This window comes from Micromonospora sp. AMSO1212t, from assembly GCF_008868145.1.
Lineage (GTDB): Bacteria > Actinomycetota > Actinomycetes > Mycobacteriales > Micromonosporaceae > Micromonospora > Micromonospora tulbaghiae.
The window spans coordinates 1-21,917 of the sequence record NZ_WBKS01000105.1 but is presented as its reverse complement, the minus strand read 5'-3'; the positions used below and the strand labels follow the sequence as shown (position 1 = coordinate 21,917).

General features: G+C 72.7%; 18 protein-coding genes and 2 pseudogenes. 4 read left to right on the top strand and 16 right to left on the bottom strand.

Annotated elements, in window-relative coordinates; all coding sequences use genetic code 11:
- Positions 1-10: 10 nt before the first annotated feature.
- From F8279_RS22520 to F8279_RS22510, 3 genes are read right to left on the bottom strand one after another with little or no spacing between them, the layout of a single operon-like run.
- Positions 11-946, bottom strand: coding sequence for an acyl-ACP desaturase (locus F8279_RS22520; RefSeq protein WP_151500963.1), 936 nt, complete (start codon positions 944-946; stop codon positions 11-13).
- A 51-nt stretch (positions 947-997) separates the two neighbouring features.
- Positions 998-2,338 (bottom strand): histidine--tRNA ligase, encoded by a 1,341-nt coding sequence (gene hisS, locus F8279_RS22515; protein ID WP_091424240.1) that lies wholly within the window; start codon positions 2,336-2,338, stop codon positions 998-1,000.
- A 54-nt stretch (positions 2,339-2,392) separates the two neighbouring features.
- Positions 2,393-3,112 (bottom strand): MBL fold metallo-hydrolase, encoded by a 720-nt coding sequence (locus F8279_RS22510; RefSeq protein WP_151500962.1) that lies wholly within the window; start codon positions 3,110-3,112, stop codon positions 2,393-2,395.
- 236 nt (positions 3,113-3,348) lie between these two features.
- Here F8279_RS22510 and F8279_RS22505 point away from each other — a divergent pair, with 236 nt between their 5' ends.
- Positions 3,349-4,218: a peptidylprolyl isomerase gene (locus F8279_RS22505; RefSeq protein WP_091424231.1), complete on the top strand. Its 870-nt coding sequence runs from the start codon at positions 3,349-3,351 to the stop codon at positions 4,216-4,218.
- Positions 4,219-4,314: 96 nt separating this feature from the next.
- Positions 4,315-5,157 (top strand): peptidylprolyl isomerase, encoded by an 843-nt coding sequence (locus F8279_RS22500; protein ID WP_151500961.1) that lies wholly within the window; start codon positions 4,315-4,317, stop codon positions 5,155-5,157.
- 71 nt (positions 5,158-5,228) lie between these two features.
- Here the strand turns inward: F8279_RS22500 and F8279_RS22495 are convergent, their stop codons facing one another.
- From F8279_RS22495 to ruvC, 10 genes and pseudogenes are all read right to left on the bottom strand, one after another.
- Entirely contained in the window at positions 5,229-7,676 is a 2,448-nt protein-coding gene (locus F8279_RS22495; protein ID WP_175438810.1) for a bifunctional (p)ppGpp synthetase/guanosine-3',5'-bis(diphosphate) 3'-pyrophosphohydrolase, read from the bottom strand.
- A 250-nt stretch (positions 7,677-7,926) separates the two neighbouring features.
- Positions 7,927-8,493, bottom strand: a complete 567-nt coding sequence (locus tag F8279_RS22490) for an adenine phosphoribosyltransferase (RefSeq protein ID WP_091424226.1) — start codon at positions 8,491-8,493, stop codon at positions 7,927-7,929.
- 97 nt (positions 8,494-8,590) lie between these two features.
- Positions 8,591-9,778 carry a protein translocase subunit SecF gene (secF, locus tag F8279_RS22485; protein WP_091424224.1) on the bottom strand — a complete coding sequence of 396 codons (1,188 nt, stop codon included), beginning with the start codon at positions 9,776-9,778 and terminating at the stop codon, positions 8,591-8,593.
- Between the two features lies 1 nt (position 9,779).
- The gene (gene secD / locus F8279_RS22480; protein WP_175438800.1) at positions 9,780-11,681 is read right to left on the bottom strand and encodes a protein translocase subunit SecD; all 1,902 of its coding nucleotides are present in this window, start codon (positions 11,679-11,681) and stop codon (positions 9,780-9,782) included.
- 224 nt (positions 11,682-11,905) lie between these two features.
- Complete coding sequence (yajC, locus tag F8279_RS22475) at positions 11,906-12,250, bottom strand: preprotein translocase subunit YajC (RefSeq protein ID WP_175438799.1); 345 nt, start codon at positions 12,248-12,250, stop codon at positions 11,906-11,908.
- Between the two features lie 140 nt (positions 12,251-12,390).
- Positions 12,391-13,395 carry a Holliday junction branch migration DNA helicase RuvB gene (ruvB, locus tag F8279_RS30710; RefSeq protein ID WP_225853377.1) on the bottom strand — a complete coding sequence of 335 codons (1,005 nt, stop codon included), beginning with the start codon at positions 13,393-13,395 and terminating at the stop codon, positions 12,391-12,393.
- Positions 13,396-13,446: 51 nt separating this feature from the next.
- Positions 13,447-14,145, bottom strand: a pseudogene (locus tag F8279_RS30990) (LAGLIDADG family homing endonuclease); the annotation flags it as partial.
- Positions 14,146-14,262: 117 nt separating this feature from the next.
- A pseudogene (locus F8279_RS22465) lies at positions 14,263-14,463 on the bottom strand (Holliday junction branch migration DNA helicase RuvB); the annotation flags it as partial.
- Between the two features lie 13 nt (positions 14,464-14,476).
- Complete coding sequence (gene ruvA, locus F8279_RS22460; RefSeq protein ID WP_091424215.1) at positions 14,477-15,079, bottom strand: Holliday junction branch migration protein RuvA; 603 nt, start codon at positions 15,077-15,079, stop codon at positions 14,477-14,479.
- Positions 15,076-15,603: a crossover junction endodeoxyribonuclease RuvC gene (gene ruvC, locus F8279_RS22455; RefSeq protein WP_091424213.1), complete on the bottom strand. Its 528-nt coding sequence runs from the start codon at positions 15,601-15,603 to the stop codon at positions 15,076-15,078. The genes ruvA and ruvC overlap by 4 nt, the downstream gene beginning before the upstream one ends.
- Positions 15,604-15,787: 184 nt before the next feature.
- Between ruvC and F8279_RS22450 the strand changes: the two genes are divergently transcribed.
- Both F8279_RS22450 and F8279_RS22445 read left to right on the top strand, forming a co-directional pair.
- Positions 15,788-16,570, top strand: a complete 783-nt coding sequence (locus F8279_RS22450; protein ID WP_151500960.1) for a 3-hydroxybutyrate dehydrogenase — start codon at positions 15,788-15,790, stop codon at positions 16,568-16,570.
- Between the two features lie 14 nt (positions 16,571-16,584).
- Positions 16,585-18,504, top strand: coding sequence for a helix-turn-helix domain-containing protein (locus tag F8279_RS22445; protein ID WP_151500959.1), 1,920 nt, complete (start codon positions 16,585-16,587; stop codon positions 18,502-18,504).
- 42 nt (positions 18,505-18,546) lie between these two features.
- On the opposite strand, the gene F8279_RS22440 is transcribed toward F8279_RS22445, so the two are convergent.
- The 3 genes from F8279_RS22440 to F8279_RS22430 all read right to left on the bottom strand — a co-directional run.
- A complete protein-coding gene (locus F8279_RS22440; RefSeq protein WP_091424205.1) occupies positions 18,547-19,155 on the bottom strand; it encodes a TetR/AcrR family transcriptional regulator in 609 nt (202 codons plus the stop codon).
- 11 nt (positions 19,156-19,166) lie between these two features.
- Positions 19,167-20,732, bottom strand: a complete 1,566-nt coding sequence (locus F8279_RS22435; protein WP_151500958.1) for an MFS transporter — start codon at positions 20,730-20,732, stop codon at positions 19,167-19,169.
- A 120-nt stretch (positions 20,733-20,852) separates the two neighbouring features.
- Positions 20,853-21,917 (bottom strand): FAD-dependent monooxygenase (locus F8279_RS22430; protein WP_225853376.1); only part of this gene is annotated, 1,065 nt, incomplete at its 5' end.

Genomic DNA, 21,917 nt, shown 5'->3' with positions numbered 1-21,917 from the left:
TGGGGTGGGGTCAGCGGGCGGCGGCTAGGCGGGCGGCTCGGGCTGCTCGCTTCTCCTCGAAGCGGGACGCCTGGGTCTCCAGGGTGTCCAGCTGGGCGGCGATCTGCTCGCGGGCGGCCTCGCCGTCGGCGTTCAGGCCGGTCACGTCGAACAGGTTCCACTGCCGCAGCACCGGCATCACCACGTCGTCGCGGTGCTGGCGCAGGTCGTAGATGCCGGCCAGCGCGATCGCCACCGACTTGCGGGCGAAGCCGTCGATGCCCACGCCGGGCATCTGGAAGTTGGCCAGCACGTCGGCGACGGCGCGCATGGCCTGCGACGGCGCCACCTCGAACGCGGCAGCCAGCAGGTTGCGGTAGAAGACCATGTGCAGGTTCTCGTCCGCCGCCACCCGGGCCAGCAGCGCCTCGCACGTCGGGTCGCCGGTGGCCCGGCCGGTGTTGCGGTGCGAGATGCGGGTGGCCAGCTCCTGGAACGACACGTACGCCAGCGAGTGCAGCATCTCCTGGTCGTGGACGTTCTGGTAGCCGGCCGACATGTGCACCATGCGGGCCCGCTCCAGGGCCACCGGGTCCACCGCCCGGGTCACCGTGAGGTAGTCGCGGATCGCCGTGCCGTGCCGCCCCTCCTCCGCGGTCCACCGGTGCACCCAGGTGCCCCACGCGCCGTCGCGCCCGAACAGCGTGGCGATCTCGTGGTGGTACGAGGGCAGGTTGTCCTCGGTGAGCAGGTTGACGATCAGCGCGGTACGCGCCACCTCGGGCAGCGTCGAGTCCTCCGGCGACCAGGCCTCGCCGCCCAGCGGGCCGTCGAAGGTGCGGCCTTCGCTCCACGGCACGTACTCGTGCGGGAACCACTCCTTGGCCAGCGACAGGTGGCGGTCGAGGTTCTTCTCGACCACCGGCTCGAGTTCGGTGAGCAGAGCGGTCTGGCTGAGCACGGTCACGACGTTCTCCCTACGGTGGCGTAACTTACGCCACCGTAGGTCGAAACGTCTTCAGACGCCAGTGCCGGCCGGGCCGACCAGCGGCTTCAGGTCCGCCCGGGGCGGCGTCCACTCCCCCGCCGCGGCGGCCACCTGCTCGCCGGAACGGATGTCCTTGACCTCGTCGCCGTCCGCGCCGGGGAACCAGACGTACGGAATGCCGCGCCGCTCGGCGTACCGGATCTGCTTGCCGAACTTGGCCGCCGACGGGGACACCTCGGTGGGCACACCGCGCGAGCGCAGCGCCGCCGCGACCGCGTCGCTCGCCGCCCGGTCCTCCTCGGCGGTGACCGCCACCAGCACGCAGGTGGGCACCGAACGGGACACCGACAGCGCCTCGGCGCCGAACAGCAGGCCGAGCAGCCGGGTCACCCCGATCGAGATGCCCACGCCGGGGAACCGGACGTTGCCCGAGCTGGCCAGGTTGTCGTACCGGCCGCCGGAGCAGATCGAGCCGAACCGCTCGTAGCCGATCATCTGCGTCTCGTAGACCGTACCCGTGTAGTAGTCCAGGCCCCGGGCGATGCGCAGGTCGGCCACGCAGAGGCCGGGCGCGTGCGCGGCGGCGGTCTCCACCACGGCGGTCAGCTCCGCGACGCCCTCGTCGAGCAGCGGGTCGCTCACCCCGAGGCCGCGCACCGCGTCGGCGAAGGACGCGTCCGGCGCGGAGATCTCGGCCAGCGCCAGCACCGCCTTGGCCTGCGCCTCGCTCGCCCCGGCGGTGCTCGCCAGCAGCTCCGTGACCCCGGCCGGACCGATCTTGTCGAGCTTGTCGACGGCGCGCAGCGCCGCCTCCGCGTCGGTCAGCCCGATGCCCCGGTAGAACCCCTCGCAGATCTTGCGGTTGTTGACCTGGATACGCACCGGCGGGATCGGCAGCGACCGCAGCGCGTCGCCGATGACCAGCGGCATCTCGGCCTCGTAGTGGGCCGGCAGGGTGTCCCGGTCGACGATGTCGATGTCGGCCTGGAGGAACTCCCGGTACCGGCCCTCCTGCGGGCGCTCACCCCGCCACACCTTCTGGATCTGGTAGCGGCGGAACGGGAACTGGAGCTTGCCGGCGTTCTCCAGCACGTAGCGGGCGAACGGCACGGTCAGGTCGAAGTGCAGGCCGAGCGCGTCGTCACCGGCCGGGCCGTCGGTGTCGGCCTGCAACCGGCGCAGCAGGTAGACCTCCTTGGAGGTCTCACCCTTGCGCAGGAGCTGGTCCAGCGGCTCGACCGAGCGGGTCTCCAGCGGCGCGAAGCCGTACAGCTCGAACGTCGCGCGGATCCGGTCGAGCACGAACTGCTCGATCATCCGCTGCGCCGGCGTCCACTCGGGGAAGCCGGAGATGGGCGTGGGCTTGCTCATGGCGTACTCCTCGATCCCGCGCGGCGCGCGGGCGAACGTCGTGGGCCGCGGCGGTCAGAGGCCGCGGGTGGGCGCGGCCGGGCGCGCGCCGCCGGTGCCCGCCACCTCGACGAGGTACGGGTTGGTCGCGCGCTCGCGGCCGATGGTGGTCCGGGGGCCGTGGCCGGGCAGGACGACTGTGTCGTCGGCCAGCGGGAGAACCTTCTCCCGCAGGCTGGACAGCATGCGGGGCATGCTGCCGCCCGGCAGGTCGGTGCGGCCGATCGAGCCGGCGAACAGCACGTCACCGGAGAGGCAGATCTGCTCCGCCTCCCAGGGCGAGCCGGCGCCCGGCAACCGGAACAGCACCGACCCGCCGGTATGGCCCGGGGCGTGGTCGACGGTGATCTCCAACCCGGCCAGCGACAGCGTCGCGCCGTCGGTCAGCTCGGCCACGTCGTCCGGCTCGGCGTACGGCAGCCGGCCACCGAACAGCTGGGTCAGGTCCATCGACAGCGCCTTGCTCGGGTCGGCCAGCAGTTCCCGGTCCTCCGGGTGGACGTAGGCGGGGATGCCCCGCGCGCCGCAGACCGGGGCGACGGAGAAGGTGTGGTCCAGGTGGCCGTGGGTGAGCAGCACGGCGGCCGGGTGCAGGCGGTGCTCGGCCAGCACGGCGTCGAGCCGGTCGAGCACCCCGATGCCGGGGTCGACCACCACGCACTGCTCCCCCGGCCCGGTCGCCACCACATAGCAGTTGGTGCCGAAGGCGTCCGCGGGAAAGCCGGCCACGAGCACGTCGCTCCCCTTTCCGTCCGGTCGTCGTCTGCTTGCAGCCTAGTCGTAGCGGCGAGCGAGTTCCGTCCGCCACCGGCCCCGTCCGAGCCGGCCGGGCTGAGATGACGGGACCTCGTACACCACTTTCACAGTCGCTACCCGTACACTCTGGCGGGCGTGTGGCGTGGCGCACCCCGATCGGAACGGCGGACGGCGCCCGGCGCCGGCGGCGATCAGGCAGAGGAAGGGGAGCGCACGTGGCTTCCAGCAGGGACCGGCAGCGCAAACTGGCGCGCGCCAAGCTCGACCGGCAGCTCGCCCGGCGGGCGGCGGTCGCGAAGCGCCGCCGGCAGATCCGGGCCGGTGTGGGCGCCGCGGTGGTGCTCGTGCTGATCGTGGCCGGCTCGGCCTGGGCACTCGGCGCGTTCGACTCCGAGCCGGAGAAGAAGGCCGCCGATGACGTCTGTCTCTGGACCGCCGAGGACGGCGCCGTCAACACCAACCTCAAGGACGTCGGCCAGCCGCCCACCACGGGCCTGCCGACCTCGGGCACCCGCCCGATGACGATCACCACCAACCAGGGTGGGCCGATCACCGTCGAGCTGGACCAGACCGACGCGCCGTGCGGCGCGGCGAGCCTGAGCTACCTGGCCGGCCGGTCGTTCTTCGACAACACCACCTGCCACGAGATCACCGCCGAGGGCGCGCTGCGCTGCGGTGACCCGACCGGCACCGGGCTCGGCGGCCCGACCTACTCGTTCTACGACGAGAACGTCCCGGCCGCGCCGGAGCCCAGCCCGTCGGCCTCGCCGGCGCCCGGGCAGCCGGCGACGTACCCGAAGGGCACGGTCGCCATGATCGGCAACCCGCCCGGCAGCAACAGCAGTCAGTTCCTGATCTTCTTCAAGGACGCCAGCCCGGCCAAGCCGGCCTACTCGGTGGTCGGCAAGGTCACCGGCGGGCTCGACGTGGTGGAGAAGATCGGCGCCATGCCGACGGAGGACAATGGCAACGGCGCCAAGGTCAAGCCGAAGACGCAGGTGCTGGTCCAGAGCGTCACAGTCGGCGAGCCCGGCGCGGCGCCGGCCGAAAGCCCCGCGCCCTCGCCCAGCGCCAGCGCGGGCTGACCCGACAACTCGATCCGGCGGCCCGCCGCCGGTGACCCACACACGTGATCCGGCGGCGCGCGCGCCGACCCCATACGCAGCAGGTGAGGAGTGACCGTGACGTCCACCAGAGACCGCCAGCGCGCGGCGGCGCGGGCCAAGCTCGAGCGGGAGATGGCGGAACGGGCCGGCCGGGCCCGTAAGCGCCGGCAGACCCAGGCGATCGTCGGGGCCGCAGCCGTGCTGGTGCTCGTCGTGGCCGGCACGGTCTGGCTCGTCGCCGCGCTCGGCGACGACGACGAGAAGCAGGGCGGCACCGCCGCCGGGGCCGACGCCGTGCAGTGTGCGTACACGGAGGTGCCCAAGGAGGGCCGGCCGCCGCAGATCAAGGACGTCGGCCTCCCGCCGGCCCAGCAGGCCGGCAAGGGCTCCCAGACGATGACGATCGACACCAACCTGGGCCCGATCACCGCCAAGATCGACCGCGCCAAGGTGCCCTGCACCGCCGGCAGCTTCACGCACCTGGCGAGCAAGGGCTTCTTCGACAACACCAAGTGCCACCGGCTGGTCACCGAGGGCATCAAGGTCCTGCAGTGCGGCGACCCGAGCGCCACCGGCAAGGGCTGGCGGGACACCGACGGCACCGGCGGCCCGTCGTACAACCTGGCCGAGGAGAACCTCCCCACCGACAAGCGCCCGCCGTACCCGGACGGTGTCATCGCGATGGCCAACTCCGGCCAGCCGGGCAGCACCGGCAGCCAGTTCTTCATCGTGTACGGCGACTCGCCGCTCGACCCGAACTACACGGTGCTGGGCACCATCACCGGTGGCATGGACGTGGTGAAGCAGGTCGCCGCGGCCGGTGACGACGGCGCGTTCGCCAAGCAGGCCGGCGGTGGTCACCCGAAGAAGGAGATCACCATGACCAAGGTGACGATGAGCCCGGTCGAGGGCGGCTGACCGCACCCGTACGACAACGAAGCGCCCGCCGGCTGATCGCAGCCGGCGGGCGCTTTCGCGTGCGTGGTGGCTCAGGCCCCCGAGGTGACCCGGTACGCGTCGAACACGCCGTCGACCTTGCGCACGGTGGCCAGCAGGTGGCCGAGGTGCTTCGGGTCGGCCATCTCGAAGCTGAACCGGCTCACCGCCACCCGGTCGCGCGTGGTGGTGACGGTCGCGGAGAGGATGTTCACCCGCTCCTCGGACAGCACCCGCGTCACGTCGGCGAGCAGCTTGTGCCGGTCCAGCGCCTCGACCTGAATCGCCACCAGGAACGTGGAGGCGGACGTGAGCTTCCAGCTCACCTCGACCACCCGCTCGGGCTGGGCGCGCAGGTCCTCGGCGTTGGCGCAGTCGTCCCGGTGCACGCTGACCCCGCCGGAGCGGGTGACGAACCCGAACACCGAGTCCGGCGGCACGGGCGTGCAGCAGCGGGCCAGCTTGATCCAGACGTCGCTGACGCCGCGGACCACCACGCCCGGGTCGGCGCTGCTCTGCCGGCTGCGCGGCGGCCGGGTGGCGACGGCGGTCTCGGCGATGTCCTCCGCCGCGCCCTCCTCGCCGCCGTAGGACGCCATCAGCTTCTGCACGACCGACTGCGCGGAGACCTGGCTGTCGCCGACCGCCGCGTACAGCGAGGCCACGTCGGCCAGGTGCAGGTCGCGGGCGATGGCCATCAGCGCGTCCGAGGTGAGCATCCGCTGCAGGGGCATGCCCTGCTTGCGCATCGCCTTGACGATCGCGTCCTTGCCGGCCTCGATCGCCTCCTCGCGCCGCTCCTTGTTGAAGTACTGGCGGATCTTCGTACGGGCGCGCGGGCTCTTGACGAAGCCCAGCCAGTCCTGCGTCGGGCCGGCCGTGTCGGACTTCGACGTGAAGATCTCGATCACGTCGCCGTTCGACAGCGTCGATTCGAGGGGCACCAGCTTGCCGTTGACCCGCGCGCCGATGCACTTGTGCCCGACCTCGGTGTGCACCGCGTACGCGAAGTCGACAGGCGTCGACCCGGTGGGCAGCGGGATGACGTCACCCTTCGGGGTGAAGACGTACACCTCCTGGCTGGACAGGTCGAACCGCAGCGCGTCCAGGAACTCGCTCGGGTCGGCCGCCTCGCGCTGCCAGTCCAGCAGCTGCCGCAGCCAGGTCATCTCGTCGATGTGCGCCGGCGGGCCCACCACCGGGGTGCCCTTGTGCTCCTTGTACTTCCAGTGCGCGGCGATGCCGAACTCGGCGGTGCGGTGCATCGCGTACGTGCGGATCTGCATCTCCACCGGCTTGCCGGTGGGCCCGATGACAGTCGTGTGCAACGACTGGTACATGTTGAACTTGGGCATGGCGATGTAGTCCTTGAACCGGCCCGGCACCGGCTGCCAGTTGGCGTGGATGACCCCCAGCGCCGCATAGCAGTCACGAACCGTGTCGACCAGGATCCGCACACCGACCAGGTCGTAGATGTCGTTGAAGTCGCGCCCCCGCACGATCATCTTCTGGTAGATCGAGTAGAGGTGCTTCGGCCGCCCGGTCGTCTCCGCCTTGATCTTGGCGGCCTTCAGGTCGGTGGACACCTTCTGGGTCACCTGGCGCAGCAGCGCCTCGCGCTGCGGCTGGTGTTCCCCGATCAGCCGGTTGATCTCCTCGAACCGCTTCGGGAACAGCGTGCCGAAGGCGAGATCCTCCAGCTCCCACTTGATCGTGTTCATACCGAGGCGGTGCGCCAGCGGGGCCAGGATCTCCAGCGTCTCCTTGGCCTTCTGCTCCTGCTTCGGGCGGGGCAGGAAGGTCAGGGTCCGCATGTTGTGCAGCCGGTCGGCCAGCTTGATCACCAGGACCCGCGGGTCCTTCGCCATCGCGACGACCATCTTGCGGATGGTCTCGGCCTTCGCCGCGTCGCCGAGCTTGACCTTGTCGAGCTTGGTGACGCCGTCGACGAGCAGCGCGACCTCACCGCCGAAGTCGGCGCGCATCTGGTCGAGCGTGTATTCGGTGTCCTCGATGGTGTCGTGCAGCAGCGCCGCGACCAGCGTGGTGGTGTCCATGCCCAGGTTCGCCAGGATGGTCGCCACCGCGAGCGGGTGCGTGATGTAGGGGTCGCCGGACTTACGGTACTGCCCCGAGTGCCACCGCGCGGCCGTGTCGAAGGCGCGCTGGAGCAGCCGCGCGTCGGCCTTGGGGTGGTTCTCCCGGTGCGTCGCGATCAGCGGCTCCAGCACCTCACTGACCTGCGAGGTCTGCCAGGGCGCGTTGAACCGGGCCAGCCGGGCGCGTACCCGCCGGCCGGTGGGCGCGTTGGAGAGGGCGAACCCGCTGCCGGGCGTGGACTCGGTGGAACCCTCGGTCGGGAACGGCACCACGACCGCCCCGCCGTCGGCCGTCGCATCGGGCGCGCCGCCGGTGGCGCCGGTCGCCCGGGCCTGCGGGTTGCCGCTGCGCTCGGTCACCGAGCCGTCCGCGTCGCCTGTCGGGTGCACCGTGCCCTCCACCGGAGGGACGACATCGTGGGACACCGGCCTCCTCACCGCTCGCCGGAATGCGCCGGCCGTCCGGCCGACGTCTGGTTCAACCGGCCCGGGGGCCGGTGTTGTTCCACGCGGTCACCGGGGCCGGGCCCCGGCGCCTTCGCCGCCCCGGAGATCTCGGCCGGGTCGGGCAAAGGGCAATGCTACCCGTACGCAGGGTACGCCACCGCTCCCCCGGACGGTCGGCACCGACCGGCCCGACGGGCCGGCCTGGTCAAACGGTCAACAGGGCATGGACCGGGCGCTGGGCCAGCCGCTTACGGCCCTCGAGGAAGCCCAGCTCCAGCAGCACGGTGAACCCGGCCACCGTCCCGCCGGCCCGTTCCACCAGGTCGAGCGTGGCCTCGGCGGTCCCGCCGGTGGCGAGCACGTCGTCGAGCACAAGCACCCGGTGACCGGCGGTGAACGCGTCCTGGTGCACCTCCAGCGTCGCCTCGCCGTACTCCAGCGCGTAGGAGGCGGAGTGGGTGGCCCGGGGCAGCTTGCCGGCCTTGCGCACCGGCACCACGCCGACGCCGGTGGCGTACGCGACCGCCGCCGCCAGCACGAACCCGCGCGCCTCGATGCCGGCGACAGTGTCGAACGACTCCGGCCCGTGGTAGGCGATGATGCCGTCGATCACCGCCCGGAACGCCTCACCGTCGGCGAACAGCGGCATCAGGTCCTTGAACACGACACCCGGCTTGGGGAAGTCCGGCACGTCCAGCAACCGGCTGGCGACGAGCTGGGCGACCTCCGGGCCGCTGTCTCCCCGTACCCCTGCGGTGTGGGTCTCCGTCACTGTGCGTCCCATGTCCTCTCGAAACGACGACGGCGTCCGTCATGCCGTGACATCAGCATGACGGACGCCGTCGGACCGATTCCGTCCGGCCCTGCGGTCAGCGGCGCTTGCCGCCGGGCCGGTTGCCGCCGCCACCTGCGGGACGGCCGCCGCGGGCGCCGCTGGGGCGCTTGCCCGCCGGCCGGGCACCCACCTTGGGTGCGGCACCGGCCAACGCCGCCGCCTCCGGGTCGATCGGCGCGTCGGCGGCCGGCGCTGCGGTACGCGGGCCCTTCGGCGTGATCTCGCCCCGGGCGAGCGCGGCCCGGCGGGACAGCACCCGCTTGTTGTGGGCGCTGATCCGCGGGTCCATGTTCTTCAGCAGCACCAGCAGCGGCGTGGCCAGCACGATCGAGGTCAGGAACGCCACCGCCATACCGACGAACAGCACCAGGCCGAGGTCCTTCAGCGTGCCCGCACCGAGCAGGCCGGCGCCGATGAAGAGCAGGCCGCCGACCGGCAGCAGCGCCACCACCGAGGTGTTCAGCGAACGCATGAGGCTCTGGTTGAGCGCCAGGTTGGACGCCTCGCCGTAGGTGACGTTGTTGTTCGCGGTGATGCCGCGTGTGTTCTCCTGCACCTTGTCGAAGACCACCACCACGTCGTAGAGCGCGAAGCCCAGGATCGTGAGGAAGCCGATGATCGTCGACGGGGTGACCTCGAAGCCGACGATCGAGTAGATGCCGGCGGTCAGGGCCAGGTTGGTCAGCAGCGAGACGATCGCGGCGGCCGCCATCCGCCACTCGAAGCGCAGCACCAGGTAGATCGACACCACCGCGATGAAGATCACCAGGCCGAGGAAGGCGCGCGAGGTGACCTGGCTGCCCCAGGCCTCGGAGACCTGGCTGCCGCTGATCTGGTCGGCCGGGATGCCGAACTCCTGCGCCATCGCGGTCTTGGCCGCGTTGGCCTGCTCGGCGGAGAGCTGGCCGGTGCGCATCTCGTAGAACTCGCCGCTGGTGCCGCCGACCTTCTGGGCGCTGACCACCTCGACGCCCGGTGCCTCGTCGACCAGCACCTCGTCGACGGTCCGCTCGGCCTGGTCCAGCGTGCCGACGCTGGCCGGCACCTGGAACGAGTTGCCGCCCGCGAACTCGATGCCCAGCTTGAAGCCGCTGATCGCGAAGCTCAGCACGGCGATCAGCACGAGCACGCCGGCCACGCCGAACCACAGCTTGCGCCGCCCGACGATGTTGAGATCCGCCTCGCCCCGGTAGAGCCGGGCGGCCAGACCGCTCTTAGCCATCTCAGGCCTCCTTCACACGCGGGTTGCGGGCGGTGCCCGGCTCGGCCGACCGGGCCGGCAGCGCCCGGCCCAGACCGCTGACCCGCGGCGACAGGAACGCCCGGGTCCGGGCGAACATCGTCATGATCGGGTGGCGGAAGAGGAACACGACGAGCAGGTCGAGCACGGTCGCCAGGCCGAGCGCGAAGGCGAAGCCCTTCACCGCGCCGACGGACACGATGTAGAGGACCACTGCCGACATCAGCGTGATGGCGTTGGCCGAGATGATCGTCCGGCGGGCCCGGATCCAGGCGCGCGGCACCGCGCTGCGTGGACTGCGGCCCTCCCGGATCTCGTCTTTCAGTCGTTCGAAGTAGATGACGAACGAGTCCGCGGCGACGCCCAGCGACACGATCATGCCGGCGATGCCGGCGAGCGTGAGCGTGAAGCCGATCGACCGGCCGAGCACCACCAGCGCGCCGAAGACCAGCAGCGCGGAGAGCACCAGGCTCAGGAAGATGACCGAGCCGAGCAGGCGGTAGTAGAAGAACGAGTAGATGATGACCAGCAGCATGCCGATGCCGGCCGCCAGCAGACCCGCCTTGAGGTGGCTGTCACCGAGCGTCGCGGTGACGTTCTGCTGCTCCTGCGGCTCGAACGTGACCGGCAGCGCGCCGTAGCGCAGCTGGCTGGCGAGCGCGTTCGCGGCCTTGTTGTCGAAGCTGCCGGTGATCTGCGAGTCACCGGTCAGCACGCCCTGGATCTCCGGGGACGAGACGATCTCGTTGTCCAGCACCACGGCGACCCGGCACTTGCCGTCCTGGCCGAGCGCGGTCTGGTCGCAGGCCTGGCCCTCGTTGGTGAACGCCTCGCGGGTCAGCGCGGTCCACTTCTCCTGGCCGCCGCCGGTGAAGTTGAGGCTGACCACCCAGGAGCTGGTCTGGTCGAGCTGGGCGGAGGCGTTCTTCACGTCGGTGCCGAGCACCTTTGCCACGTCCAGCAGGTACTTCGCGCCGGACTCGCAGGCGACCGCCTTCTGCTTCTCGTCCTTGATCGAGGCGGCGGGCCGCTTGTCGAGCTGGGCGCAGGTGATGGTCGGGACGTTGAACTGCATCTCCACCGGCAGGACCGCGACCTCCTGCGGGGAGAGCGTGCCGAACGGCTTGAGCTTGTCCGCCAGCGACGGGTCGGTGGTGAGGTCCGCCGGGGCCTGCAGGCCCGAGGCGGCGGCCCAGGCGGCCGCGCCGACCTTCTGCTCGACGGCCTTGCGCTGCTGCTCGATGCTCTGCGGCACCGGCTCGGCGCTGGCGCTCGGGCTCGGCGCGCCGGCGCTCGGCGAGGCCGACGGGGACGCGGAGGCGCTGGCGCTCGGCGTGGGGGCCATGCCGCCCTGCCCGCCGGCGCTCGGCGACCCGCTCACCTTGGGACTCGTGCTCGCCTTCGGCGACGCGCTGCCCGACGGGGTGGCCGCTCCGGACGGGGTGGCGCTGGGCGTCGGCGCGGGCGCGAGCGCGGCGCCGCTGCCGTCGGTGGCCTTGAGCACCTTGCGGAAGCGCAGCTCGGCGGCCTCACCGACGTCGGTCAGGTCCCGGTTCTGGCCGGGCAGGGAGATGACGATGTTGCGGTTGCCCTCGGTGACCACCTCGGCCTCGGCCACGCCGTAGGCGTTGACCCGGCTCTCGATGATCTGGCGGGCCTCCTCGAGGTTGTCGGCGGTCGGGGGCTTGCCGTCCACCGTGTTGGTGGCCTCGAGCGTCAGCCGGGTGCCGCCGACGAGGTCCAGGCCGAGCCGGGGCTCCAACCGGTCCTTCCAGCCACCGCTGGCGCCGCCCGAGAAGAACACCAATAGATAGAGGACGACGAAGATGAGCCCGAGCACGGCGAGCTGCCGTCCGGGCCGCATCTGTCCCTGAGGTGGTGCCACGGCTGTCCTGTCTCCCTGTACGGTCGCGCCGCTTCCACGGCGGCGACAACTGTCGGGCCGGGGGTGTCCGCCCGACTGCTCCGGCGGGTCGGCACCGGAGGACGGCACGCCGGCTGGAGCGCGGCGCGGGGGCGCCGCACGGCCCGGCCGGATGCCGGCGCCGCGCGCCGACCCCAACTATCCACTTGTACGGATGAATCCGCTGCCCCGTCCGGGACGGGTGGTCACTCCTTGACCGGCTCGGCTTCCTCGGTGATCGTCTCGGCCGCCGGCGCCTCGGAGCGCTTGATCACCCGCGCGACGGCGGGACGGGCGTACCGGGTCTGCACGCCCGGGGCGACCTCGAGCAGGACCGTCTCGTCCTCGATCGCGGTGACCGTGCCGTGCAGGCCGCCGATGGTGACCACCTCGTCGCCCGGGGCGAGTGCGGCCTGCATCTGCTCGGCCTCGCGGCGGCGCTTCTGCTGCGGACGGATCATCATGAAGTACATGACGACGAAAAGCAGAGCGATCATGAGGATCGGCGTCAGACTGCCGGCTCCCCCGCCACTCGCTGCTGCGTAAAGCACGGTGTAGACCTTCCGGTTGGCCTCCACCCCGGCGCCGGAGGGCGCCGCAGCGGAAGCGGATTCTCACGTCCTGTACAAACCGCGGCGAAGTCTAGTCCCTGCTCCTGAGAAGACCGAATGCGGCACAGATCACGAACGGATCACGGCTGGTCGGTCTGCACCGAGAACAGATCGGGCCCCGGAGGGGCATCCGTACCAAATGTACCATTCGGGGGCGTACGGCCCAGATGGCGCCAGGCGGCCTCGGTGGCCACCCGCCCGCGTGGGGTACGGGCCAGGAGCCCGGCCCGCACCAGGAAGGGCTCGCAGACCTCCTCGACCGTGTCCGGCTGTTCGCCCACCGCCACGGCGAGCGTGGACAGGCCCACCGGGCCGCCCCGGAACGAGTCGACGAGCGCGGTCAGCACCGCCCGGTCGAGCCGGTCCAGGCCGAGCGCGTCCACGTCGTAGACGGCCAGCGCGGCCCGCGCCGTCTCCAGCGTGACCACGCCGTCGGCGCGGACCTCGGCGTAGTCGCGGACCCGGCGCAGCAGCCGGTTGGCAATGCGCGGCGTGCCCCGGGACCGGCCGGCGACCTCCGCCGCACCCTCGGCGGTGATCGGCACGCCGAGGATCCGGGCCGACCGGTGCAGCAGCGTCTCCAGGTCGGCCGGCGCGTAGAAGTCGAGGTGCGCGACGAAGCCGAACCGGTCGCGCATCGGGCCGGTCAGCAGGCCGGACCGGGTGGTGGCGCCGACGAGCGTGAACGGCTCCACGTCGAGCGGGATCGCGGTCGCGCCCGGACCCTTGCCCACCACGACGTCGACCCGGAAGTCCTCCATGGCGCTGTAGAGCAGTTCCTCGGCCGGCTTGGCGATCCGGTGGATCTCGTCGATGAACAGCACGTCACCCTCGGCGAGGCTGGTCAGGATCGCGGCCAGGTCGCCGGAGCGCTCGATGGCCGGGCCGCTGGTCACCCGGATCCCGGTGCCCAGCTCGGCGGCGACGATGTTGGCCAGGGTCGTGTTGTGCACCACGAAGTCGTTCACCGTGAAGGTGTGGTCGCCGTCGACGGTCAGGCACCGGCACTCCTGCAGGCCGACCGCCTCGACGGAGGCCACCCGGTCGGCGGCGAGCCGTTCGTCGAATCGATCTCGACGCGGCATCCACTCGGCGAGCCGCCGACCTCGCTCACCGATCACCGTCACACGCTGCGCGAACCGCGCCACATCGTCCTGGCTGGTGACGCTCAATCGCCAGGACTCGTGCGGCCGACCCTGGTAACGCCCGCGCTTGAGCTTGAGCCGTGACTGAACACCGAGCCGCAGCAGCAGGTGTTGTACGTCCTCCAGCAGCCCCCGTGCGACGCTGTAGAACTCGACGACCACGTCGTACCGGTCACGTCCCCGGCGGCTCACCGTACCGTCGCAGGCGAAGTAGGCGCCGAGAAACGCCGACACCTGCAAGGCGTCACCCTCGAAGACGAAGTCGGGCACTCGCTTCTGCCAGGCGTTCTTGCCGAGCAGGCCATGTTCGGCCAGCCAGGGCTGAAGACCCGAGATGCGGATCATCGAACTGCGGGCACTGTTGGGCCTGGTCACGTGGCCGTGCCCGATCCGGTCACAAACAGACCGGAAGTCGGCCAGCACGTCCTCGTCACCCCCCGTGAAGGTGACCTGATTCGTCGTGCATCCGTCGCCGATGAGATAGCCGGCGAGCTTGTACTCGGCGACATCCTGAACGGTGTCCGCGACCAGTTCCGGGCACAGGACGTTGGCGACGAAGTCGCGGTCGGTGAGATCTCCCGCCTTCGTCCAGCCCTCGGTGGTCCAGAAGGGGTGGTCGGGTGCCGCGACGACATCCCGCCCGCTCGTGGTCCGGATCCTGACCGACTCCAGTTCACCCTGCTCGTGCACCGCCAGCACGGTGGCGCCCGCCCCGGTTCGGGTGATGACCCGGTCACCCACCTCGATGTCACCGAGCCGACGCCGTGATCCGTTCTCCAACAGGACCAGAGCCTCCACGGACACCGGCTTCCCGAGACCCGGCGGGCCCGACAGGAGGATGTGGTCGGGCGGGGAGCCGCGCCGCATCGCGCCCTGCAACAGCAGGTCGAGCTGGTCACGGACGCGATGCTGGGCGATGAACTCGTCGAGCCGCTTCGGGCGGACGCTCGCCTCGGCGTCCCGCTCGGCGTCGTCCACGTACGCCGAGACCAGGTTGTCGTCGCTCATCCGCGCGGGCCCGTCACCGAGTCCGGCCCAGGAGGCGGATGGCCTGCTTGAGCAGGACCGGCACCGGCGGGGTCTCGCCGTCGACGGTCTCCCCCACCGCGGCCACGGCCTGCTCGGCCTGGCTCGCCGTCCAGCCGAGCCCGACGAGGGCCTGGCGGACCTGCTCCGGCCAGGCGCCCGCGGTCACACCGGCCGCGCCGTCGGCGCCCACCGGCACCGGGCCGACCCGGTCGCGCAGCTCCAGCACCAGCCGCTCGGCGCCCTTCTTGCCGATGCCCGGCACCCGGGTCAGCGCGGCGGTGTCGGCGTTGGCGATGGCCTTGCGGACCGCGTCCGGCGTGTGCACGGCGAGCACTGCCTGGGCCAGCCGGGGACCGACCCCGCTGGCGGTCTGGAGCAGCTCGAACAGCTGCTTGGCGTCGTCGTCGGCGAAGCCGTAGAGGGTGAGCGAGTCCTCCCGGACCACCAGGCTGGTGGCCAGCCGGGCGGGCTGGCCCACGCGCAGGTCGGCGAGCGTGCCGGGGGCGCACTGCACGGCCAGGCCGATGCCACCCACCTCCACCACCGCGTGATCCGGGCCGGTGGCGGTCACCGTGCCGCGTACGCTCGCGATCATCGCGTCCCTCCTCGTCGGGCCCGTTGGGCGGCCGCGGCCAGCTTCGACCGGGTGCCGCCGCGCCACACGTGGCAGATGGCCAGCGCCAGGGCGTCGGCGGCGTCGGCCGGCTTCGGCGGCTCGGGCAGCCGCAGCAGCCGGGTGACCATCGCGGTCATCTGCGCCTTGTCGGCCTGACCGGAGCCGGTCACCGCCGCCTTCACCTCGCTCGGCGTGTACGTCGTCACCGGCAGCCCGGCCCGGGCCCCGGCGAGCACCGCGACGCCGCTGGCCTGCGCGGTGCCCATGACGGTGCGGACGTTGTGCTGGCTGAACACGCGCTCCACGGCGACGGCGTCCGGCCGGTGCTCGGCGACCAGGTCGGTGAGCGAGCGGTCCAGGTGCAGCAGGCGCAGCGCGAGGTCGTCCTCGGGGTCGGTGTAGACCACGTAGTAGGCCACGAGCGTGCAGGGGCGGCCCGGCACGCCCTCGACCACGCCGACCCCGCACCGGGTCAGCCCCGGGTCGACGCCCAGCACGCGCACGCCGCCTCCTCCCCGAGCCGCCAGCAGTACGTGTGTTCGACACACCCTACTGGTGGCCGCCGACACCGGGACGGCCGGACACGCCGGGCGCGGACGGTGACGCGGCGCACCACACACGCGGGCGGTGGAGTATGTGTCGCCGCCCCATGTGCCAGGGGGCACCCGGCTCGTACGTTCATGCGCCATGACGGCAGAACCCGTGGCGGTCCCCCACGTCGTACACGTCGACCTGACCGGTCGCACCGCGCTGGTCACAGGTGGTGGCGGCGGCATCGGACGGGCCTGCGCCCTGCGCCTGGCGGCAGCCGGCGCGACAGTGGTGGTGCTGGACCGCGACGTGGCGGCGGCCGAGGCGGTGGCCGCCGAGACCGGCGGCCGGGCCGTCGGGATCGACCTGGCCGACCCGGCGGCGGTGGACGCGCTCGACATCGACGCCGACATCGTGGTCAACAACGCCGGGCTGCAACACGTCGCACCGGTGCAGGACTTCCCGGTCGAGCGCTTCGAGTACATCCAGCGGGTGATGGTGGAGGCGCCGTTCCTGCTGATCCGCCGCGCGCTGCCCCGGATGTACGCGAACGGCTGGGGCCGGATCGTGAACATCTCCTCGGTGCACGGGCTGCGCGCGTCCCCGTTCAAGTCGGCGTACGTCTCGGCCAAGCACGCGCTGGAGGGCCTGTCCAAGGTGGTCGCGCTGGAGGGCGCCGCGCACGGCGTCACCGCCAACTGCATCAACCCGGCGTACGTGCGCACCGCACTGGTGGAGAGCCAGATCGCCGACCAGGCGGCCACCCACGGCATCGGCGAGGACGAGGTGGTCGAGAAGATCATGCTGGCCCGGGCGGCGATCAAGCGGCTGATCGAGCCGGCGGAGGTGGCGGAACTGGTGGCGTACCTGTGCTCCCCGCCCGCCGCGTTCCTCACCGGCACCTCGATCGCCCTCGACGGGGGCTGGACGGCGAACTAGTGGCCCCGCGCACAATGTCGGTCATGTCGTCGCCGGTCGAGTTCCTGGAGCTGCTGGCGCGCGAGGCCGCCGCGGTCGAGTTCGAGGGCCCGCTGGTGGCCGCGCGCGCCGCCGGCCTGCCCGCCGAGCGGCTGGCCGAGCTGGAGCAGGCGAAGGTGGTGGCGCTGCGGGTACGGGCGCTGCTGGCGCGTCGGCGCCGCCGGGAGACCGAGCTGTCCGGCCTGTACGACACCGCGAGCGACCTGGCCGGCCTGCGGGATCTGGACGACGTGCTGCGCGCGATCGTGCACCGGGCGCGGATCCTGCTCGGCACCGACGTGGCGTACATGACGCTGAACGACGACGAGCGCGGCGACACGTACATGCGGGTCACCGACGGCTCCATCTCGGCCCGGTTCCAGCGGCTGCGGCTGGAGCTGGGCGACGGGCTCGGCGGGCTGGTCGCGCAGACCGGCACCCCGTACGTCACCTCGAACTACCAGGAGGACGAGCGGTTCCGGCACACCGGGGAGATCGACGGCGGCGTGGGCGAGGAGGGCCTGGTGGCCATCCTCGGCGTGCCGCTGCGGCTCGGGTCCAGCGTGATCGGCGTGCTGTACGCGGCGAACCGCTCGGCCCGGCCGTTCGCCCGCGAGGAGGTGTCGCTGCTGGTGTCGCTCGCGGCGCACGCGGCGGTGGCGATCGACACCGCGCGGCTGCTCGCCGAGACCCGCGCGGCGCTGGCGGAGCTGTCGTCGGCGAACAGCACCATCCGGGCGCACAGCAGTTCGGTGGAGCGCGCCGCCGCGGCGCACGACCGGATGACCGCCCTGGTGGTGCGCGGCGGCGGGATGGAGGACGTGGCGGCGGCGGTCACCGAGGTGCTCGGCGGGGAGCTGCTGGCGCTGGACGCCGAGGGCCGGCGGCTGGCCCGGGTCGGCGAGATCGAGGAGCCGGACCGGGCCGACATCGTGGAGGCGGTGGCCGCGTCGCGTACCGAGGGGCGCAGCGTACGCCGGGGCCCGCTCTGGTACGCCGCGGTGGTGGCCGGCGCGGAGAACCTGGGCGCGCTGGTGCTGCGCCCGGACGACGAGCTGGTCGACGCCGACCAGCGCATCCTGGAGCGCGCCGCGCTGGTGACCGCGTTGCTGCTGCTGTTCCGCCGGACCGTGGCCGAGGCGGAGGGACGGGTACGCGGCGAGCTGCTGGACGACCTGATCGCCCGGCCGCTGCGCGACGCCGACGCGCTGCGGGCGCGGGCCCGCCGGATCGGGGTGGACCTGGACGCCCCGCACGTGCTGGTGGCGGTCGGCGACGACGCGTTCGCCGAGACCGGCTCGGCCCGGCAGCGGGTGCTGTCCTGGGCCACCACGTACGCCTCGACCCGGGGTGGCCTGGCGGCGGCGCGCGACGGGCGGGTGGTGCTGATGCTGCCCGGCCACGACGCCGGTGGCGCGGCACGCGCGGTGGCCCGGGATCTGTCCCGGGTGACCGGCCGGCCGGTGACCGCCGGGGCGAGCGGGCCGTCGACCGGTCCGGCGTCGCTGGCCGTCACGTTCGCCGAGGCGGAGCGCTGCCTGTCCGCGCTCGGTGCGCTGGGCCGGGCCGGGCAGGGGGCGAGCACCGCCGAGCTGGGGTTCGTCGGGCTGCTGCTGGGCGCGGTCGGCGACGCCGGGGACCGGGACGTGGCCCGGTTCCTCGCCATGACGGTGGGGCCGGTGCTGGACTACGACGCCCGGCGGGGCACCGCGCTGGTGAAGACGCTGGAGGCGTACTTCGGGGTGGGCGGCAGCCTGGCGCGGGCCGCCGAGCAGCTGCACGTGCACGTGAACACGGTCACCCAGCGGCTGGAACGGGTCGGGCACCTGCTCGGCGCGGACTGGCAGCGGCCGGAGCGGGCGCTGGAGGTGCAGCTCGCGCTGCGCCTGCACCGGCTGCGCACGCCCGCCCGCTGAGCGGCGGGCGGCGGCCCGGCCGGGCAGGCCGACCGAGCCGGGTCAGCGGGCCCGCAGGCCGTCCAGGACCGTGTCCACGATCCGCTCGGGCAGCATCCGCTCGTCGCGCTCGGGGTGCCAGCGCAGCATCCGCTGGGTGAGCATCGGCGCGGTGAGCAGCGACATGGTCACCTCGATGTCGAGGTCGGCGCGCAGCTCGCCCCGCTCGATCGCGCGGCCCAGCACCTCGCGCAACGCCGCGCGCCGGGGCTCGACGATCGCCTCGTACGCCTGCCGGTGGGCCGAGCTGCGGTTCACCTCGGGCACCAGGCAGGGCATGATCTTGCGGACCCGGGGGTCGGCGTGCTGGCCGACCGCGCCGACGAGCAGCACCAGGTCGTCGCGGACGGAGCGCCCGGCGGTGCGGGGCGCGGGCCCCTTGAGCGTGCGCAACGCGTCCAGCAGCAACGCGTCCTTGCCCGCCCAGCGGCGGTAGATGGTGGCCTTGCCGACTCCGGCGCGGGCCGCGATCGCCTCGATGGACAGCGACTCTATGGTGCTGCCCTCGGCCAGCAGGTCGAGGGTGGCGTCGACGATCGCCTCGTCCGCGCGGGTGCTCCGCGGTCGCCCGGGCGACCGCGGAGCATCCGCCGTGGAAGTCATGTCAGACATTGTCCACGAACCTACGCGGTACCGGCCAACTCCCGGTCGGTGACCGGTGTCGCGTCGGGGGCGACGACCGGCCGGCCCGGCATCCAGCGCAGCACGATCACGATGCCGAGGGCGGCCACCACCGCGGAGGCGCCCGCCGCCCAGTGCATGGCCGAGACGAACGAGTCGTTTGCCGCGTCGATCAGTCGCGGCGCGTCGGGGCCGAGCCGGCCGGCCACCGCGTACGCCCCGGACACCGACTCGCGGGCCGCGTCGCGGATCGGGGCGGGCAGGGCCGCCACCGCCGGGCCGACCTGGTCGCGGTAGACCGCGGAGAGCACCGAGCCGAGCACCGCCACGCCGAGCGCGCCGGCCACCTGGCGCACGGTGTTGCTCACCGCGGAACCGACGCCGGCCTTCTCCCGGGGCAGCGACGACATGATCGACTCGGTGGCCGGCGGCATGATGTTGGCCATCCCGGCGCCCTGGAGGAACCCGAGCGCCGAGAAGATCCAGATCGGGGTGTCCGCGTCGATGAAGACGAACGCGGCGAGCGCCACAGTGGTGAGCAGCAGTCCGACGGCCGCGACCGCCCGGCCGCCGTAGCGGCGGACCATCGCCGCGCTGCGCGGCGCGAAGATGAGCTGGGCCGCGGCGAACGGCAGGAACAGCAGGCCGCTCTCCAGCGGGCTGTAGCCGCGGACGAGCTGGAGATAGAACGCGCCGAAGAACATCACGCCCATGGCGGCGAAGAAGACCAGCCCGACCAGGGCCACCGGGGCGGCGAAGCGGGGCACCCGGAACAGCCGTACGTCCAGCGACGGGTGGTCGCTGCGCAGCTCGTGGGCGACGAACCAGCCGAGCACCGCGAGGCCGCCGAGCACCGCGACCCAGACCTGCGGGCGGCCGAAGCCGTGCTCGCCGCCGTCGATGATGCCGTAGGTGAGCGCGACCAGGCCGACCACCGACAGCAGCACACCGAGCAGGTCGACCCGGCCGGGCTTCGGGTCGCGCGACTCGGGGACCAGGGCCGCGACGAGCACCACGCCGAGCGCCACCACCGGCACGTTGATCAGGAAGACCGAGCCCCACCAGAAGTGCTCCAGCAGCGCGCCGCCGAGCACCGGGCCGATCGCCACCGCGAGGCCGACCGCGCCGGCCCAGACGCCGATCGCCTTGGCGCGCTCGCGCGGGTCGAAGACGTTGGAGATGATCGAGAGCGTCACCGGCATGATGGCCGCGCCGCCGACGCCCATCAGCGCGCGGGCCGCGATGAGCTGGCCCGGGTCCTGCGCGTACGCGGACAGCAGCGAGGACAGGCCGAACAGCGCCAGCCCGAGGATCAGGAAGCGGCGGCGGCCGAGCCGGTCACCGAGCACGCCGAAGGTGAACAGCAGCCCGGCGAAGACGAGCGTGTAGGAGTTGATCGCCCACTCCAGCTCGCCCTGGGTGGCGCCGAGGCCGTGCACCGGGTCGGCCAGGGTGCGCAGCGCGACGTTGAGGATGGTGTTGTCGAGGACGACCACGAGGAGGCTGATCACCAGCACCCCGAGGATCGCCCACCTCCTCGGGTGTCCGGTGTTCTCGTGTGGTTCCACTGCCGTTCTCCCCCCGGTTCACCCGCGTTCGAAATACGATACGGGTCAGACTCGTAACGTTGCCGAGCGTAGGTGAGCCGGTTTCGATACGGAACGGGTTCGTATCGGATGTGTCTCATGTCACGCGGGCGGACCGGCCGCCAGCGCCAGCCGCAGCAGCGCGTCCCGCACCGGCAGCAGCCGCCGCACGCCGGACAGCCGCCCGGCCCACCGCGCGCCGGCCGCGATCCGCTGCGTGGGCCGCCGGCGTCGCCTGTCGTACTTCCGCAGCGCGGCCGGCACGTCGACGGCGTCGCGTACGCAGTCGGCGAGCGCGACCGCGTCGATCAACGCCTGACAGGCGCCCTGCCCGAGGTCCGGGGTCATCGCGTGCGCCGCGTCGCCGAGCAGCGCCGTGCGGCCGGACACGTACGACGGCAGCGGCGTCAGGTCGCGGATCTCGTGCCGCAGGATCCCCTCCGGGGTCAGCGCGTCGACCACCTCCGGCACCGGGAGGTGCCAGTCGCCGAAGAGGCGGCGCAGCTCGGCGCGGTCGTCCGGCGGCGCCGGGCGCCCCTCGGGCAGCCGCATCGCCGCATACCAGTTGGTGCGGCCCGGCCCGGCCGGGGTGAGCCCGAACTTGCGCCCCCGCCCCCAGGTCTCGCCACCCTCGGCCAGATCCAGGTCGACCACACCGCGCCAGGCCACCGCGCCCGCGTACCGCAGCGGGTACCGCCGCCCGTACATCTGCGCGCGCACCACGCTGTTGATCCCGTCCGCGCCCACCACCAGGTCGTACGAATCGAGCAGCGACCCCGGGTCGGTCACCGGGGCGCCGAGGCGCAGCGCCGGGCCGGGTAGCGCGCCGGCCAGGACGGCGAGCAGCACCGGCCGGGTGACCAGGTGCACCGGCTCGCCGTGCCGGCGTTCCAGCCGTCCGACGTCGACGGCGGCGATCCGGCTGCCGTCGGGACGCCGGATCGACCCGCCGGCCTGACGGCTGCCCCGGCGGCGCACCTCGTCGCCGACGCCGAGGGCGTCCAGGGCGCGCATCGCGGCGGGCCAGATGCCGAGCCCGGTGCCGCTGTGCGGCAACGCGGCCGACCGCTCCAGGACCGTCACCTCCCAGCCCGCCGCGCGCAGGCCGATGCCCGCCGCGAGCCCGCCGATCCCGCCCCCGACCACGACCGCGCGTCCGCCCATGCG

What these genes read in the sequence shown, in the direction of transcription:
- F8279_RS22450 (WP_151500960.1), top strand. Translation starts at nt 15,788, where the DNA reads ATGACGGCAGAACCCGTGGCGGTCCCCCACGTCGTACACGTCGACCTG.
- hisS (WP_091424240.1), bottom strand. Translation starts at nt 2,338, where the DNA reads ATGAGCAAGCCCACGCCCATCTCCGGCTTCCCCGAGTGGACGCCGGCG.
- secF (WP_091424224.1), bottom strand. Translation starts at nt 9,778, where the DNA reads ATGGCTAAGAGCGGTCTGGCCGCCCGGCTCTACCGGGGCGAGGCGGAT.
- F8279_RS22440 (WP_091424205.1), bottom strand. Translation starts at nt 19,155, where the DNA reads ATGTCTGACATGACTTCCACGGCGGATGCTCCGCGGTCGCCCGGGCGA.
- F8279_RS22445 (WP_151500959.1), top strand. Translation starts at nt 16,585, where the DNA reads ATGTCGGTCATGTCGTCGCCGGTCGAGTTCCTGGAGCTGCTGGCGCGC.
- ruvB (WP_225853377.1), bottom strand. Translation starts at nt 13,395, where the DNA reads ATGCCGCGTCGAGATCGATTCGACGAACGGCTCGCCGCCGACCGGGTG.
- ruvA (WP_091424215.1), bottom strand. Translation starts at nt 15,079, where the DNA reads ATGATCGCGAGCGTACGCGGCACGGTGACCGCCACCGGCCCGGATCAC.